The sequence below is a fragment of the Bacillus sp. NPDC077411 genome, assembly GCF_044543425.1.
Classification (GTDB): domain Bacteria; phylum Bacillota; class Bacilli; order Bacillales; family Bacillaceae_G; genus Bacillus_A; species Bacillus_A bruguierae.
The window spans coordinates 1-15,062 of record NZ_JBITWA010000038.1; the positions used below are offsets into that span (position 1 = coordinate 1).

Here is a 15,062-nt window from a genome sequence, read left to right on the forward strand (position 1 = left end):
ACCGAACACGGAAGTTAAGCTCTCTAGCGCCGATGGTAGTTGGGACTTTGTCCCTGTGAGAGTAGGACGTTGCCAGGCAAACGAAAGACGAGTCAGTGGACTCGTCTTTTTTATTTCCTAAGAAATCGTATTATGTTGGCCCATTAGATATAAATAAATATAGTACGGTATTTTTTCGGCTGTGACAGCTAGAAATTGAAAAATAAACGGATAATCTTCAGAAGCATAACTGCCAAGTAAATCGTACCACCAGTCTGTTTCATAGCGGGAAATCATACTTAAATTATAAAGCAAGAGATAGTGTATAAGTAATTCCGGAAGAACAGGGGTCGTTTCGCCATTAGCAGGTAAATAATAAGTATCTGTATAATGATTGTATGTAAAGGGAGCACTGTATAATGGGTCCCGTTGTTTTATGGAAGCTGAGAAATACAAATGCGAGTCACTTTCTTTAAAGTTTGTATATCGAACGTTAAGATTCCCTCCGATTCCTTCCATATACCGTATAAAACGTTCTTCAGTCATATGAAAAGTGTCTAAAATGTGAGTCGGGAAAGTAAAGATATTTTCCGTCACTTCTTTTAATTTATATAGGTTATTTTTTCTTTTGCTGTACAGGAATAAATCCGCTAATTCAGCGATACGCTGCATTAGCTCTTGCATTGTATATTTTTCCCCTTCCAAATGTTTCATGTGAAACATTTGTTCTGAAACTTGAGTGAATAGTCCGTGTTTTTGAATTTTCACTTCATCATCCATAAATTGATAACTCTGTTTTTTTCTCTTTCTTGTTGTAACCCCATGTGCTAATACAGAAGTTGATTCAGGATAATTAGGATCAACTGTAAGCAAACAAGCTTTTAGAAGTTGGCTCATTCCATAAAATAGTAATACGGGCTTAATGGAGAATGGAGCAGTATCACATAATTGGTAATAATTTTTTCCATGCTCTAAGTAATAAATAAAAGGATAACAATTCTCGAAGCTTTTTTTCTCAGTATTTGTATTACCTAATTTTTTATAGCAACGGGTAAGATAATGTTGCGTGTGAGTAGAAGAAAGAAAAAAGCTTAATTTTTCCCAAATGTTCGATGAATGCTGCATTATATACTCTCCTTCTGTTTTTAGAAAATTCTAACATATACAGTCTTTCTTGACAGTATTTTAACCAATTGTTAAGCTACTAATAATAATTTCAGGTATCATGGGGGGAATCATTTATGTGGGAATCTAAATTTGTTAAAGAAGGTTTAACGTTTGATGATGTATTACTTGTACCAGCTAAATCGGATGTATTACCAAGAGAGGTAAGTATAAAAACAGTTTTATCCGAAACTTTACAATTAAATATTCCTTTAATTAGTGCGGGGATGGACACGGTAACAGAAGCTGAGATGGCTATTGCAATGGCTCGTCAAGGTGGAATTGGAATTATTCATAAAAATATGTCTATCGAGCAACAGGCTGAGCAAGTTGATAAAGTAAAACGTTCTGAAAGTGGCGTTATTACAGATCCTTTCTTTTTAACTCCAGATCATCAAGTATACGATGCAGAACATTTGATGGGGAAATATCGCATTTCAGGTGTTCCAATTGTAAATGATACAGAAGAAAGAAAACTTGTAGGGATTATTACAAACCGTGATATGCGTTTTATCCAAAATTATTCAATTAAGATTTCAGATGTAATGACGAAAGAGAACTTAATTACAGCTCCAGTTCATACTACACTAGAAGATGCTGAAAAAATCTTGCAAAAACATAAAATTGAAAAACTTCCTCTTGTTGATGATAACGGTGTATTACAAGGCTTGATTACAATTAAAGATATTGAAAAAGTAATCGAGTTTCCAAATTCTGCGAAAGATAAACAAGGTCGTTTATTAGTAGGAGGAGCTGTTGGAGTAACAGCTGATGCAATGCAACGTATCGATGCATTAGTAAAAGCAAATGTTGATGTAATTGTTCTTGACACAGCTCATGGACATCACAAAAATGTAGCTGACAAAGTAAAAGAAGTTCGGGCTAAATATCCTACATTAAATATTATTGCTGGTAACGTTGCAACAGCGGAGGCAACTCGCGAATTAATTGAAGCAGGTGCAAACATTATTAAAGTTGGTATTGGACCAGGCTCTATTTGTACAACACGCGTTGTAGCTGGTGTTGGTGTTCCTCAATTAACAGCAGTGTATGACTGTGCAACAGAAGCTCGTAAGTACGGTGTTCCAGTAATTGCTGATGGTGGAATTAAATATTCTGGTGATATTGTAAAAGCATTAGCAGCAGGTGCGCACGTTGTTATGCTTGGAAGTATGTTTGCTGGTGTAGCAGAAAGCCCTGGAGATACAGAAATTTACCAAGGTCGTCAATTTAAAGTATATCGTGGTATGGGTTCTGTTGGAGCAATGGAAAAAGGAAGTAAAGATCGTTACTTCCAAGAAGGTAATAAAAAACTTGTTCCAGAAGGAATTGAAGGCCGCGTTCCATTTAAAGGTCATTTAGCAGATACGGTACACCAATTAGTTGGTGGATTACGTGCAGGTATGGGATATTGCGGTGCAGCTGATTTAACATTCCTGCGTGAAAATGCACAGTTTATCCGTATGTCAGGTGCTGGATTACGTGAAAGTCATCCGCATGATGTTCAAATTACAAAAGAAGCACCAAACTATTCATTATAATGTCTGATATAAAAATAGACAGAGATTTAGTATCTCTGTCTATTTTTTTTTGATTGTGTTAGAATAACGTTTATGTGAGTACAAATGTATTGGGGGTAACAACAGTGAAAGGTATGTTTCGTAGGCAAATGATTGCGATTGTAACAGTACTTACACTATTTTGCAGCATGTTCTTTACATACAGCAGCGCGTTTGCAGAAACAAATTCTGCATTGAATGTTGAAGCAGATGCGGCAATTTTAGTGGAAGCGAAATCTGGAAAAATTTTATATCAAAAAAACCCAGATGAACTATTAGCAATTGCAAGTATGACAAAAATGATGAGTGAGTATTTAGTCCATGATGCAGTCGAAAAAGGGAAAATTAAGTGGAATCAACAAACAAAAGTTTCTGAATATGCTCATATTATTTCGCAAGACCGCTCTTTATCAAATGTCCCATTAGAAAATGGTGGTACTTATACTGTAAAAGAGTTATACGAGGCGATGGCAATTTATTCTGCAAATGGTGCAACAATTGCTTTAGCTGAGTTAATTGCTGGCTCAGAGGCTAATTTTGTTAAGATGATGAATGATAAAGCGAAAGAGCTTGGATTAAAGAATTATAAATTTGTAAACTGTACAGGGTTAACGAATAAAGATTTAAAAGGGAAGCAGCCTGAAGGCACATCTCCGGATGAAGAGAATAAAATGTCTGCTAGAGATTGTGCAATCTTAGCGCAGCATTTAATTAAAGATTATCCAGACATGTTAAAGACATCTAAAATCCCGAAAAAGGTATTTCAAGAAGGCGGAAAGTATCCAGTGAATATGGATAACTGGAATTGGATGTTAAAAGGTTTAGTTATGCAATATGAGGGTGTGGATGGTCTGAAGACAGGTTCTACTCCGGAAGCTGGAGATTGTTTTACAGGTACAGCAGAACGCAATGGTATGCGTTTAATTTCTGTTGTTATTAAAACGAATTCCCATACAGCGCGTTTTGCGGAAACGAAGAAACTATTTGATTATGGCTTTACAAATTTCCAAACGAAAACGGTATATCCAAAAGCTTCTCAAGTAAAAGGTCATGAAACAGTTCATGTAAATAAAGCAAAAGATACAGAGGTACCAGTACAGACGAAGGAAGAGATTGTACTTCCAGTGCCAAAAGGAAGTCAAGATATTTATAAAACAGATTTCAAAGCAGTAAATAAAGAGAATGAAGCGCCAATTAAAAAAGGCACAACACTTGGTTATATGACTGTATCAGCAAAAGATAACAATGATGTGGGATTCTTGACTGGTAAATCTATGCAAGTAGATCTTGTATCAAAACAAGAAGTAGAAAAGGCGAATTGGTTCGTTCTTTCTATGCGAAGCATTGGTTCTTTCTTTAGTGGTATATGGAATGGTACAGTGGATACTGTAAAAGGTTGGTTTTAAAAGTTCCCGATAAGGGAGCTTTTTTATTTACTATTTTTCGCACCTATTTTATCCAAAAAAATAGTAGACAAATCTCTAATAGATAATGGTAGAATGTAAGAGTATTCTTAATTTTCACCGTTAGTGGGGAAAAGTAATTCACCTAGGGAGGTTTTTGTACATGATAAATGTAACAGGAACAGAGCGTGTAAAACGTGGAATGGCAGAAATGCAAAAAGGCGGCGTCATTATGGACGTAGTTAACGCTGAGCAAGCAAAAATTGCAGAAGCGGCAGGTGCGGTTGCTGTTATGGCATTAGAACGTGTTCCAGCTGATATTCGTGCAGCGGGCGGCGTTTCGCGTATGGCAGATCCAACAATTGTAGAAGAAGTAATGGGTGCTGTATCAATTCCAGTTATGGCAAAATGCCGTATTGGTCATCTTGTGGAAGCGCGTGTACTTGAATCGTTAGGAGTAGACTATATTGACGAGAGTGAAGTATTAACTCCAGCTGATGAAGTGTACCATTTAAATAAACGTGATTACACTGTCCCATTTGTATGTGGATGCCGTGATATCGGTGAAGCAGCACGCCGTATTGCTGAGGGTGCATCAATGCTTCGTACGAAAGGTGAGCCTGGAACAGGGAATATCGTAGAGGCTGTACGTCATATGCGTCAAGTAAATGCAGAAATTCGTCAAGTTGCGAGTCTACGTGAAGATGAATTAATGACATATGCAAAAAATACTGGTGCTCCTTATGAAGTATTACTTGAAATTAAGCGCCTTGGCCGTTTACCAGTTGTGAACTTTGCAGCGGGTGGTGTTGCAACGCCAGCAGATGCTGCATTAATGATGCAACTAGGTGCAGATGGTGTATTTGTAGGTTCTGGTATTTTTAAATCAGAAAACCCAGAGAAATTTGCACGTGCGATTGTTGAAGCAACAACGCATTATGAAGATTATGAATTAATCGCTCGCCTTTCTAAAGGACTAGGTAATGCAATGAAAGGTGTTGAAATTTCAACATTATTACCAGAACAACGCATGCAAGAGCGTGGTTGGTAATTAAAGGAGTTTTTGAAATGGTTACAATCGGTGTATTAGGACTTCAAGGAGCGGTTCGTGAACATGTACGTGCAATAGAAGCAACTGGTGCACAAGCGGTGATTGTGAAGCGTACAGAGCAATTAGAGGAAGTAGATGGACTTATTTTACCAGGCGGTGAAAGTACAACGATGCGCCGTCTTATTGATAAATATGGTTTCATGGAACCTCTTCGTGAATTTGCTAAAGCAGGAAAACCGATGTTTGGTACATGTGCAGGTATGATCTTACTTGCAAAGAACCTTGTTGGATATGAGGAATCACATATTGGTGTAATGGATATTACAGTTGAACGCAATGCGTTTGGACGTCAAAGAGATAGTTTTGAGGCTGCTCTTTCGATGAAGGGAGTAGGCGAAGACTTTATTGGCGTGTTTATTCGTGCGCCATATGTTGTAGATGTAGAAGATCATATCGAAGTATTATGCACATATGAAGATCGTATGGTCGCGGTTCGTCAAAATCATTTATTAGCAGCTTCTTTCCATCCAGAATTAACAGATGATTACCGTGTTACAGCTTATTTTGTAGAGATGGTAAAGGAAGCAAAAATGAAAAAAGCTGTATAAGTGACTTGAAACTTGTGTAAGATTATAGTAAATTGATGGTAACTATTTTATATGATAAATGTGTTGATAGGAAGTAGTAGCAAGAGGCGTTTCTTATAGAGAGTCGGTGGCTGGTGGAAACCGATAGAGGCGACTTGTGAATCCATCCTGGAGTGAAATGTGGAACAGTCTGTTGGCTAGTAAACATTTCCGGTGAAGAGCCGTTATCTCTACTTGAGAGGAAAGCAAGTATGCTTTCAATTAGGGTGGCAACGCGGGTTAACTCCCGTCCCTTTGTATAGGGACGGGAGTTTTTTATTTTTGTAAAAATAAAGGAGGAAATATTATGCTTGATATTAAATTTTTGCGTGCAAACTTTGAAGAAGTGAAAGCGAAACTGCAACATAGAGGCGAAGACTTAACAGACTTTGGTCGCTTTGAAGAATTAGACATAAAGAGAAGAGAATTACTTGTACAAACGGAAGAGCTAAAAAGTAAACGTAATGAAGTATCTCAACAAATTTCTGTATTAAAACGCGAAAAGAAGGATGCAGAGGCGCTTATTTTAGAAATGCGTGAAGTAAGCGATAAAGTTAAAGAGCTTGATAATGAGCTTCGTACAGTTGAAGAAGATCTTGAGAAATTAATGTTATCTATTCCAAATATTCCACATGAATCTACACCAAATGGTGAAACGGAAGATGATAATGTGCAAGTTCGTACATGGGGAGATGTTCCAGAATTTACGTTCGAACCAAAGCCGCATTGGGATCTTGCAACGGATTTAGGTATGTTAGACTTTGAACGCGCTGGGAAAGTAACAGGTAGCCGTTTTGTATTTTATAAAGGGGCAGGTGCGAAGTTAGAACGTGCTTTATTTAACTTCATGCTTGATCTTCATACAGAGGAACATGGCTATGAAGAGATTTTACCTCCGTATATCGTAAATCGTACAAGTATGATTGGAACAGGGCAACTTCCAAAGTTTGAAGAAGATGCGTTTCGTATTGAAAGTGAAGATTATTTCTTAATTCCTACAGCTGAAGTACCTGTAACAAACTTGCATCGTGATGAAATTTTAAATGGCGAACAATTGCCAATTCGTTATGCGGCGTTTAGTGCATGCTTCCGTTCTGAAGCAGGATCTGCTGGTCGTGATACACGTGGTTTAATTCGTCAGCATCAATTTAATAAAGTAGAGCTTGTGAAATTTGTAAAACCTGAAGATTCTTATGAAGAACTAGAAAAATTAACAAATGATGCAGAGCGCGTATTACAATTATTGGGTCTTCCATACCGTGTAATGAGTATGTGCACAGGAGATTTAGGATTTACAGCAGCGAAGAAATATGATATTGAAGTATGGATTCCTAGCTATGGCACATATCGTGAAATTTCTTCTTGTAGTAATTTTGAAGCATTCCAAGCACGCCGTGCAAATATTCGTTTCCGCCGTGACACAAAAGCGAAACCAGAGCATGTTCATACATTAAATGGATCTGGACTTGCAATTGGTCGTACGGTAGCTGCTATTTTAGAGAACTACCAACAAGAAGATGGTTCTATTATCATTCCAGAAATTCTTCGTCCTTATATGGGAGGAAAAACTGTAATTAAATAAATCCATTCTTATTAATATACACTTATTGTTATTTTATAATAATAAATTTGAGCTATTTAATAGAGTAGGATACATTTTATGAGAAAAGGAAAGAGAAAAAATCTCTTTCCTTTTTATATTATCTATTATAGTAGGGTTGACGAACCATTTTTCTTTTGATATTATATTCCATGTCATATCAACACGGAGGAATACCCAAGTCTGGCTGAAGGGATCGGTCTTGAAAACCGACAGGCGGTGCGAGCCGCGCGGGGGTTCGAATCCCTCTTCCTCCGCCATATATAATTGACAACAGCGCATATAAGTGGAGATTGGAGAACTCGTTACCAACACGTAACGAGTTTTTATTTTAACCAATCAGGAAGTAGCATATAGGAGAATGAACCTCTTATAGGAACACTCATATTCCGAGGATTATCTTCATAGATATGAAAGGAGCTACCATGGCCATGGATATTATTATACAAACGTTTCCGCTTGACGGAAAAACACTATATTATGTACAATGCCCCGTTTGCAAGAAAAATAAAATTTTAAACAGTGCTGCAAACGTATCTCGTATTGTAAGTGATGAAACATTTCGTAAACTTTGTGGTTGCATCTGTGATGTGAAACAAGGAGTGAAGAAAGTAGAGACGTCAAAACAAGTCGAGAAAAAGGCAGATTCAAAACGTAAAGTAATTACAGCTGTTATTAACGGGACAGAAATGACGGTAAAAGAAATTGCTGAAGCGTATAATATTAGTGTAAGCACTGTACGTCAGCGTATTAATGCAGGAAAATCAGAGAGCGAAATTATTGCTCCGACGAAAAAGAAAAATTAAGTTCATAGGAAAACCCGTGCAATTGCACGGGTTTTTTTATTTTACAAGTTTACGTGTTTGTTGTAAAAAGCGACCAATTTTCTTAATAATTGGTTCAATTGAATTTTCGTTTTGTAAAATATCATATTCGTTGATATTAAGACGCAATACAGGACAAGCATTAAAGTCATTAATCCAATTTTCGTAGCGTTCATGCATTTCTTTCCAATATTCAATTGGTGTTTGTTGTTCCATCGGTCTTCCGCGTTCTTTAATGCGATCTACGATATCTTCAAATGATCCCTCTAAGTAAATAAGTAAATCAGGATGTGGGAAGTAAGGTGTCATAACCATTGCATCAAATAAGCTTTTATACGTTTCATAATCTGTAGCAGTCATCGTCGCTTTTTCATAATGCATTTTGGCAAAAATTCCTGTATCTTCATAAATAGAACGATCTTGAATAAATCCTCCGCCATATTCGAAGATTCTTTTTTGTTCCTTAAAGCGTTCTGCTAAGAAATAAACTTGTAAGTGAAAGCTCCAGCGCGTAAAGTCTCCGTAAAATTTATCTAAATATGGATTAGAGTCTACTTTTTCAAATGATGTACGGTAACCAAGTGCATTTGCTAAGGCGTTTGTCATTGTAGATTTTCCAACACCAACTGTTCCCGCAATCGTAATAACAGCATCATTTGGAATATCATATTTCTGTCTCAAATTCATTACTGGTTAATCTCCTTTGTCAGTTTGTTTTGTAATGCTGATAAGATTACATGTAAGTCCGATTCATTTTTTATAAAATCCATGTTATCTCCATTGAATTTTAATACAGGAATGTCTGGATGGTCTTTTTTGAACGTTTCCATTGCCACTTCGTAATCTTTAATAAGTTGCAATAAATAGTTAGGATCTATATTTTTTTCGAATTCACGTCCACGCATGGCGATTCGTTTTTGTAGTGTTTCTAAACTTGCTGTTATATACACGATGACATTTGGAACCGGCATATCTTGTGTTAAGATACGATAAATTTGCATGTATTTTTCGTATTGTGTACCTTGTAATGTTCGAGATGCAAAAATTAAGTTTTTGAATATATGATAATCTGCTACAACAGGTATATGTTGTTTTAAATATTTTGTATCAATGTCTTCTAATTGTTTATATCGGTTGCATAAGAAGAACATTTCTAATTGAAAAGCCCATTCTTCGATGTTTTCATAAAATTTTCCCAAAAAAGGATTTTCATCAACTATTTCTTTCAATAAATAGAGTTGCATGTGAGTCGATATCGCTTTCGCGAGTGAAGTTTTTCCGACACCGATTGGTCCTTCAACTGTAATAAATGGTACTCCAGTCACTCTGTTGCCTCCTCTCAAAACATGGTTTGATGCGAATAAAAAGCACAAAACAGAACTATTGTAGCATAAGAGGAGTGAGAAAGGGTTAGTTTGTCGTAAAAAGTTAAAAAATTGATTTATCCCGCTATTCGTGAACAGTAAGACTCTCACCTCAAGATTGATAGAGAAGCGAAGAGGATAGGTAAGTGGGGAGAAACTTCCACTGATGGAAGTTTCACTTTATGTTATTACATTTGTAAATGAAATGATGGAGAAGTATTTGCTTTTAAAGTGGTTTCCATAATACGCAGGGCATGTTTGTTATCTTGATCGCAATTAGAGGCAATACAATCTTCAGGTACATATAATTGATAATTTCTCATATGGGCATCATTCGCGGTAAAAAGGATACATATATTTCCGGCCACTCCTGTTAAGATAAGATTTTCAATTTTTAAATGACCCAATAATGAATTTAAGGGTGTTTCATAAAAAGCAGAATAATGTGGTTTAATAAAAATATAATCATCGTTTGCAGGTGCAATCTTTTTTATAATGTCTTGACTGTGTTCATTTGTGCAATAGGTAATGAGTTCATTAATGTCAGCTCTCCATAAATGATAATGATCATTTACGTAAATAATTGGACAGCCGGAGTTTTTCATTTTTTGTTTGAGTTGTAAAATCGATTCTGTAATATTTTTGCATTTTCGTGCTAAGATAGGTCCGTGTGAAAATTGGAAGTCATTGATCATATCAATAATAAGAAGTGCTGTATTTTTCATATGTAATCTCCTTTCCTTTCTCTTTAGATTGGATTGAATATAGAAAAGTTATTTGCGATGAAAGGAATTTGTTATGGAACAAGATATTTATTTTATGAAACTTGCGATAGAAGAGGCAAAAAAGGCCGAAGAAATACAAGAAGTACCAATTGGTGCGGTTGTTGTTGTGGATGGTGAAGTGATAAGTCGTGCGCATAACTTACGTGAAACAGAGCAGCGATCAGTTGCTCACGCTGAATTGTTAGCGATTGATGATGCTTGCAAAAGATTAGGGACTTGGCGTTTAGAAAATGCAACGTTATATGTCACATTAGAACCGTGCCCAATGTGTGCTGGTGCCATTGTATTATCACGTGTAAAACGCGTTGTATATGGCGCGGCTGATCCTAAAGGTGGATGTGCTGGTACATTAATGAATTTATTAACAGAGGATCGGTTTAATCATCAATCTGAAGTTGTAGCTGGTGTATTAGAAGAAGAGTGCGGAAGCTTATTAACAAATTTTTTTCGAGAACTACGTAAAAAGAGGAAGAAAGAGAAGGAAGAGTTGGATAAAAATACTCTTTGCTAACACGTTGCAATTTTTTAGGAAACAAGTTATACTGAGATTGCCTTCAAATGAGGCAACTAAATATGGTTTTAACTTTGCCGTGCTAAGCGGGGAGGTAGCGGTGCCCTGTACTCGCAATCCGCTCTAGCGAGGCCGAATCCCTTCTCGAGGTTATGTTACTGTAGGGTCTGCCTTAAGTAAGTGGCGTTGACGTTTGGGTCCTGCGCAACGGGACCCCGTGAACCTTGTCAGGTCCGGAAGGAAGCAGCAATAAGCGGGTCTTCTCGTGTGCCGCAGGAGTGCCTGAACCGAGCTAACTGCTTAAGTAACGCTTATGGTACGTAATCGACAGAAGGTGCACGGCAGTTATATATGCATACAAACTCATCCTATATGAATAGGATGGGTTTTTTGTATGGAAAATAACTTTTGGAATCTAGAATCAGAATAGGTTATAATAAAGTGAAACTTTAATCAATGGGGGCTTTTTATCCTACATTGATTATTGCTTGAACGAATCAGGCTTTTACGAGCGGTGTATCCCCACTTAACTTTTTTATTTGAGTTGGCGAGATTGCTGTTTACGAATAGCGAGATAAACAAGAGAATAACCTTTGGGGGAGGCCGTATTTTCGTGTCATACCAGGCGTTATACCGAACATGGAGACCGCAGAAATTTGGAGATGTAGTCGGTCAAAAGCACGTGACGAAAACGTTGCAAAATGCCCTTCTTCAAGAGAAAGCGTCACATGCTTATGTATTCTCTGGCCCAAGAGGAACAGGGAAAACAACAATTGCAAAAGTATTTGCAAAAGCAATTAACTGTGAGCAGGCTCCTACAGATGAACCTTGTAATAAATGTCCTGCATGCTTAGGGATTACACAAGGTGCTATTTCAGATGTATTAGAAATTGACGCGGCTTCGAATAACGGTGTAGATGAAATTCGAGATATAAGAGATAAAGTAAAATATGCTCCAAGCGAAGTTCGCTATAAAGTATATATTATTGATGAAGTTCACATGCTTTCCATGGGAGCGTTTAATGCGCTATTAAAAACGTTAGAAGAACCTCCGCAGCATGTTATCTTTATTTTGGCAACGACAGAACCACATAAAATTCCACCAACGATTATTTCTCGTTGTCAGCGTTTTGAATTCCGCAAAATATCAGTACAGGATATTGTAGAACGATTAACAACTGTTATGAACAACGAAGGAACGAAAGTGGACGAGGAAGCACTTCAAATTGTAGCGCGTGCCGCAGAAGGTGGTATGCGTGATGCGCTAAGTTTAATTGATCAAGCAATTTCTTATAGTGATGAAGCGGTAACGGTAGAGGATGTATTAGCGGTTACGGGTTCCGTATCACAGCGGTATTTAGCGAACCTTGTAGAAAGTATATATGAAAATGATGTATCGAAAGCGCTTCGTATTGTTGATGATATTATGAATCAAGGGAAAGATCCACTTCGCTTCATGGAAGACCTCATTTACTACTACCGAGATATGCTTTTGTATCAAACTTCACCGCAGCTAGAGGATATGTTGGAGAGAGTTATTGTTGATGATTCATTTCAAAAGTTAAGTCAGGATATGCAGCCTGAAATGATTTATGAAATTATTCATATGCTTAGTAAAAGCCAACAAGAAATGAAATGGACAAATCATCCGCGTATTTTTTTAGAAGTGGTTATGGTGCAATTGTGTCAGCAGTTTGCGATGAAAGTAAATGGAGCGGATCGCTTGCAAGCTGTGTTACAAAGAATGCAACAGTTAGAACAGGAATTAGAAAAAATGAAACAGCATGGTGTACCGGTTTCAATGCAACAGGAAGTGAGAGAAACAAAGGCTACACCGAAGCCGAGTCGTTCTGGTAGTATGAAAATACCAATCGGTCGTGTTCATGAAGTGCTAAAGCAAGCAACTCGTAAAGATTTGGAGCAGTTGAAAAGTGCATGGGGTGAACTGTTAGAGCGATTGAAAAGTTATAATAAAGTCGCTTATGCTGTTTTGCTAGAAAACAGTGAGCCGGTAGCGGCGTCTACTACTTCTTATGTTCTTGCTTTTAAGTATGAGATTCATTGTAAAATGGCGAGTGAAAATCGTGAAGCAACAGATACGGTAGAACAAATTCTCTTTGAACTGTTTGGAAAGAAATTGCAAATGATTGCAATTCCAAAAAGTGAATGGGGAAAAATTCGTGAGGGGTTCTTGCAAAATGAAGGTGATCCTTCAGAGGAAGTAGAGAAGCCGAAAGATCCCCTTGTAGAAGAAGCTGTAAAAATAGTTGGTGAGCAATTAATTGAAATAAAGGAATAAAGTACGCCTTAAATGGAATTTTCTTTCTAAAATGTAAACATCCATTAGGCGAAAATTAGGAGGAATTATTATGATGCGTGGAATGGGAAATATGAATAACATGATGAAACAAATGCAAAAAATGCAAAAACAAATGGCAAAAGCACAAGAGGAACTTGGTGAAAAAACAGTTGAGGGAACAGCTGGCGGCGGTATGGTAACGGTTATCGTAAATGGCCATAAACAAGTTCTAGAAGTGAAAATTAAAGAAGAAGTTGTAGATCCAGAAGATATTGAAATGTTACAAGACCTTGTATTAGCTGCAACAAATGATGCATTAAAGAAAGCGGAAGACCTATCGAATTCTACAATGGGACAATTTACAAAAGGATTGAATTTACCAGGCGGTATGTTCTAGGAGGTTGGTCATAGATGCACTATCCAGAACCAATCTCGAAGTTAATTGATAGCTTTATGAAATTGCCAGGTATCGGACCGAAAACAGCGGTTCGTTTGGCTTTTTTCGTATTGGATATGAAAGAAGATGACGTATTAGATTTTGCGAAGTCACTTGTTAATGCAAAGCGAAACTTAACGTACTGTTCTATTTGTGGTCATATAACAGATCGAGATCCTTGTTATATTTGTGATGATTCTCATCGTGATCAATCAGTTGTTTGTGTTGTACAAGAGCCAAAAGATGTGATTGCAATGGAGAAGATGAAAGAATATCAGGGAGTATATCATGTATTAAATGGTGCCATTTCTCCGATGGAGGGAGTTGGTCCAGAAGATATTAATATTCCTCAATTATTAAAACGACTACATGATGAAACTGTGCAAGAAGTTATTCTGGCAACAAACCCGAATATTGAAGGAGAAGCAACAGCGATGTATATTTCTCGTCTGTTAAAGCCAACGGGGATTAAAGTAACTCGTATTGCACATGGGCTACCGGTTGGTGGTGACTTAGAATACGCGGATGAAGTAACGCTATCGAAAGCGTTAGAGGGCCGAAGAGAACTATAAGTAGGAGAAATAGAGATGTTTTTTCAAAAAAAAAAGAAGTTGCGCAAAGAATATGATGAAAAATTAATTGTATTGTTAGAACAAGTGAAGACGGAGTGGATACGTCAAAAAAGAATTGTAGAACAAAGTATTGAGCCTTCAGAAGATGTATTGTGTTATTTGAAGCTGGCCGAGGCGAAATACTTCTATCTATTGAAGGAAGCGAAAAGGCGTCCTGTGAAAATGGAACAGTTATAAAAGGAAAGTCGAACGGGAAATGCTTTTTCAGTTCGACTTTTTATTTTCAAGAAAAAAATTTAACGGTCTTTTTTTTTCTTTTTCCCATACAAATATAGTGTACAAGTTGTAAGGGAGAGGAGCGCATGGAACGTAGTTTGATTATCGGTGGTATATTAACGTTAATATTTCTTTTACTAATTGTCGGTGCTCCTATAAAGCCATTTCGTTTTGTAGGAAGATTACTCGTCAAAATTGTAATAGGAGCTTTGTTGTTGTTTGCCGTGAATATAGTAGGGACACAATTTAATTTTCATCTTCCTATTAATGTCGGTACTACATTTGTTTCGGGTTTTTTGGGTTTGCCAGGTATCGGTGCGCTTATAGTTATTAAGTTATACATTTTACCAAGCTAGAAAAAACTTTTGTTTTTTAGCTTGGTTGTTTTTTTTAGAAAAAGTATTGACGTGCAAATTATTAATGTGGTAAATTAATAAACGTCGTCAACGACAAAAGAAAAAAGAAGTTGACGGTAAGAGGTAAACGTGATACATTATAAAAGTCGCTGAAATGCGATGTTGAACTTTGAAAACTAAACGAAACAAACAACGTGAAACGTCAATTTTTATTTATGATGCTAGACAAACTTTATTGGAGAGTTTGATCCTGGCTC

At 36.9% G+C, this 15,062-nt stretch carries 16 protein-coding genes, 1 tRNA gene, 1 rRNA gene, 1 other RNA gene and 1 other annotated feature; of the genes, 15 read left to right on the plus strand and 4 right to left on the minus strand.

Annotated features, from left to right (window positions below; all coding sequences use genetic code 11):
• Positions 1-78 (plus strand): 5S ribosomal RNA (rrf, locus tag ACIGHG_RS25735); the annotation flags it as partial.
• A 39-nt stretch (positions 79-117) separates the two neighbouring features.
• Here rrf and ACIGHG_RS25145 read toward each other — a convergent pair.
• Positions 118-1,104 (minus strand): YaaC family protein, encoded by a 987-nt coding sequence (locus tag ACIGHG_RS25145; protein ID WP_396551186.1) that lies wholly within the window; start codon positions 1,102-1,104, stop codon positions 118-120.
• Positions 1,105-1,220: 116 nt separating this feature from the next.
• Between ACIGHG_RS25145 and guaB the strand changes: the two genes are divergently transcribed.
• The 7 genes from guaB (at position 1,221) to ACIGHG_RS25180 (ending at position 8,188) form a co-directional block, all read left to right on the plus strand.
• Entirely contained in the window at positions 1,221-2,684 is a 1,464-nt protein-coding gene (gene guaB, locus ACIGHG_RS25150; protein WP_090920098.1) for an IMP dehydrogenase, read from the plus strand.
• A gap of 104 nt (positions 2,685-2,788) precedes the next feature.
• Positions 2,789-4,108, plus strand: a complete 1,320-nt coding sequence (locus ACIGHG_RS25155) for a serine hydrolase (protein ID WP_336474669.1) — start codon at positions 2,789-2,791, stop codon at positions 4,106-4,108.
• A gap of 163 nt (positions 4,109-4,271) precedes the next feature.
• Complete coding sequence (gene pdxS, locus ACIGHG_RS25160; protein ID WP_211482641.1) at positions 4,272-5,156, plus strand: pyridoxal 5'-phosphate synthase lyase subunit PdxS; 885 nt, start codon at positions 4,272-4,274, stop codon at positions 5,154-5,156.
• 17 nt (positions 5,157-5,173) lie between these two features.
• On the plus strand, positions 5,174-5,764 hold the full coding sequence (gene pdxT / locus ACIGHG_RS25165) for a pyridoxal 5'-phosphate synthase glutaminase subunit PdxT (RefSeq protein ID WP_090920104.1): 591 nt from the start codon (positions 5,174-5,176) through the stop codon (positions 5,762-5,764).
• A 54-nt stretch (positions 5,765-5,818) separates the two neighbouring features.
• Positions 5,819-6,040 (plus strand) — a binding site (T-box leader).
• A gap of 49 nt (positions 6,041-6,089) precedes the next feature.
• Complete coding sequence (gene serS, locus ACIGHG_RS25170; RefSeq protein WP_336474670.1) at positions 6,090-7,364, plus strand: serine--tRNA ligase; 1,275 nt, start codon at positions 6,090-6,092, stop codon at positions 7,362-7,364.
• Between the two features lie 185 nt (positions 7,365-7,549).
• Positions 7,550-7,642, plus strand: a tRNA-Ser gene (locus tag ACIGHG_RS25175).
• Between the two features lie 171 nt (positions 7,643-7,813).
• Positions 7,814-8,188: a sigma factor-like helix-turn-helix DNA-binding protein gene (locus tag ACIGHG_RS25180; RefSeq protein WP_090920109.1), complete on the plus strand. Its 375-nt coding sequence runs from the start codon at positions 7,814-7,816 to the stop codon at positions 8,186-8,188.
• Positions 8,189-8,224: 36 nt separating this feature from the next.
• Here ACIGHG_RS25180 and ACIGHG_RS25185 read toward each other — a convergent pair whose 3' ends face one another.
• The 3 genes from ACIGHG_RS25185 to ACIGHG_RS25195 form a co-directional block, all read right to left on the minus strand.
• Positions 8,225-8,893, minus strand: coding sequence for a deoxynucleoside kinase (locus ACIGHG_RS25185; protein WP_336474671.1), 669 nt, complete (start codon positions 8,891-8,893; stop codon positions 8,225-8,227).
• On the minus strand, positions 8,893-9,531 hold the full coding sequence (locus ACIGHG_RS25190) for a deoxynucleoside kinase (RefSeq protein WP_396551189.1): 639 nt from the start codon (positions 9,529-9,531) through the stop codon (positions 8,893-8,895). The genes ACIGHG_RS25185 and ACIGHG_RS25190 overlap by 1 nt, the downstream gene beginning before the upstream one ends.
• 227 nt (positions 9,532-9,758) lie before the next feature.
• Positions 9,759-10,295: a cysteine hydrolase family protein gene (locus ACIGHG_RS25195; protein ID WP_336474673.1), complete on the minus strand. Its 537-nt coding sequence runs from the start codon at positions 10,293-10,295 to the stop codon at positions 9,759-9,761.
• 73 nt (positions 10,296-10,368) lie between these two features.
• Between ACIGHG_RS25195 and tadA the strand changes: the two genes are divergently transcribed.
• From tadA to ACIGHG_RS25230, 7 genes are all read left to right on the plus strand, one after another.
• Positions 10,369-10,866 (plus strand): tRNA adenosine(34) deaminase TadA, encoded by a 498-nt coding sequence (tadA, locus tag ACIGHG_RS25200; protein ID WP_336474674.1) that lies wholly within the window; start codon positions 10,369-10,371, stop codon positions 10,864-10,866.
• A 77-nt stretch (positions 10,867-10,943) separates the two neighbouring features.
• Positions 10,944-11,208: signal recognition particle sRNA large type (gene ffs / locus ACIGHG_RS25205), an RNA gene on the plus strand.
• A gap of 271 nt (positions 11,209-11,479) precedes the next feature.
• Positions 11,480-13,165, plus strand: coding sequence for a DNA polymerase III subunit gamma/tau (gene dnaX / locus ACIGHG_RS25210; protein WP_336474675.1), 1,686 nt, complete (start codon positions 11,480-11,482; stop codon positions 13,163-13,165).
• 70 nt (positions 13,166-13,235) lie between these two features.
• On the plus strand, positions 13,236-13,562 hold the full coding sequence (locus tag ACIGHG_RS25215) for a YbaB/EbfC family nucleoid-associated protein (protein WP_090920126.1): 327 nt from the start codon (positions 13,236-13,238) through the stop codon (positions 13,560-13,562).
• A 14-nt stretch (positions 13,563-13,576) separates the two neighbouring features.
• Positions 13,577-14,173 (plus strand): recombination protein RecR, encoded by a 597-nt coding sequence (gene recR / locus ACIGHG_RS25220; RefSeq protein WP_336474676.1) that lies wholly within the window; start codon positions 13,577-13,579, stop codon positions 14,171-14,173.
• A gap of 15 nt (positions 14,174-14,188) precedes the next feature.
• On the plus strand, positions 14,189-14,410 hold the full coding sequence (locus ACIGHG_RS25225; protein WP_336474677.1) for a YaaL family protein: 222 nt from the start codon (positions 14,189-14,191) through the stop codon (positions 14,408-14,410).
• Between the two features lie 125 nt (positions 14,411-14,535).
• On the plus strand, positions 14,536-14,805 hold the full coding sequence (locus tag ACIGHG_RS25230) for a pro-sigmaK processing inhibitor BofA family protein (RefSeq protein ID WP_336474678.1): 270 nt from the start codon (positions 14,536-14,538) through the stop codon (positions 14,803-14,805).
• Positions 14,806-15,062: the final 257 nt, after the last annotated feature.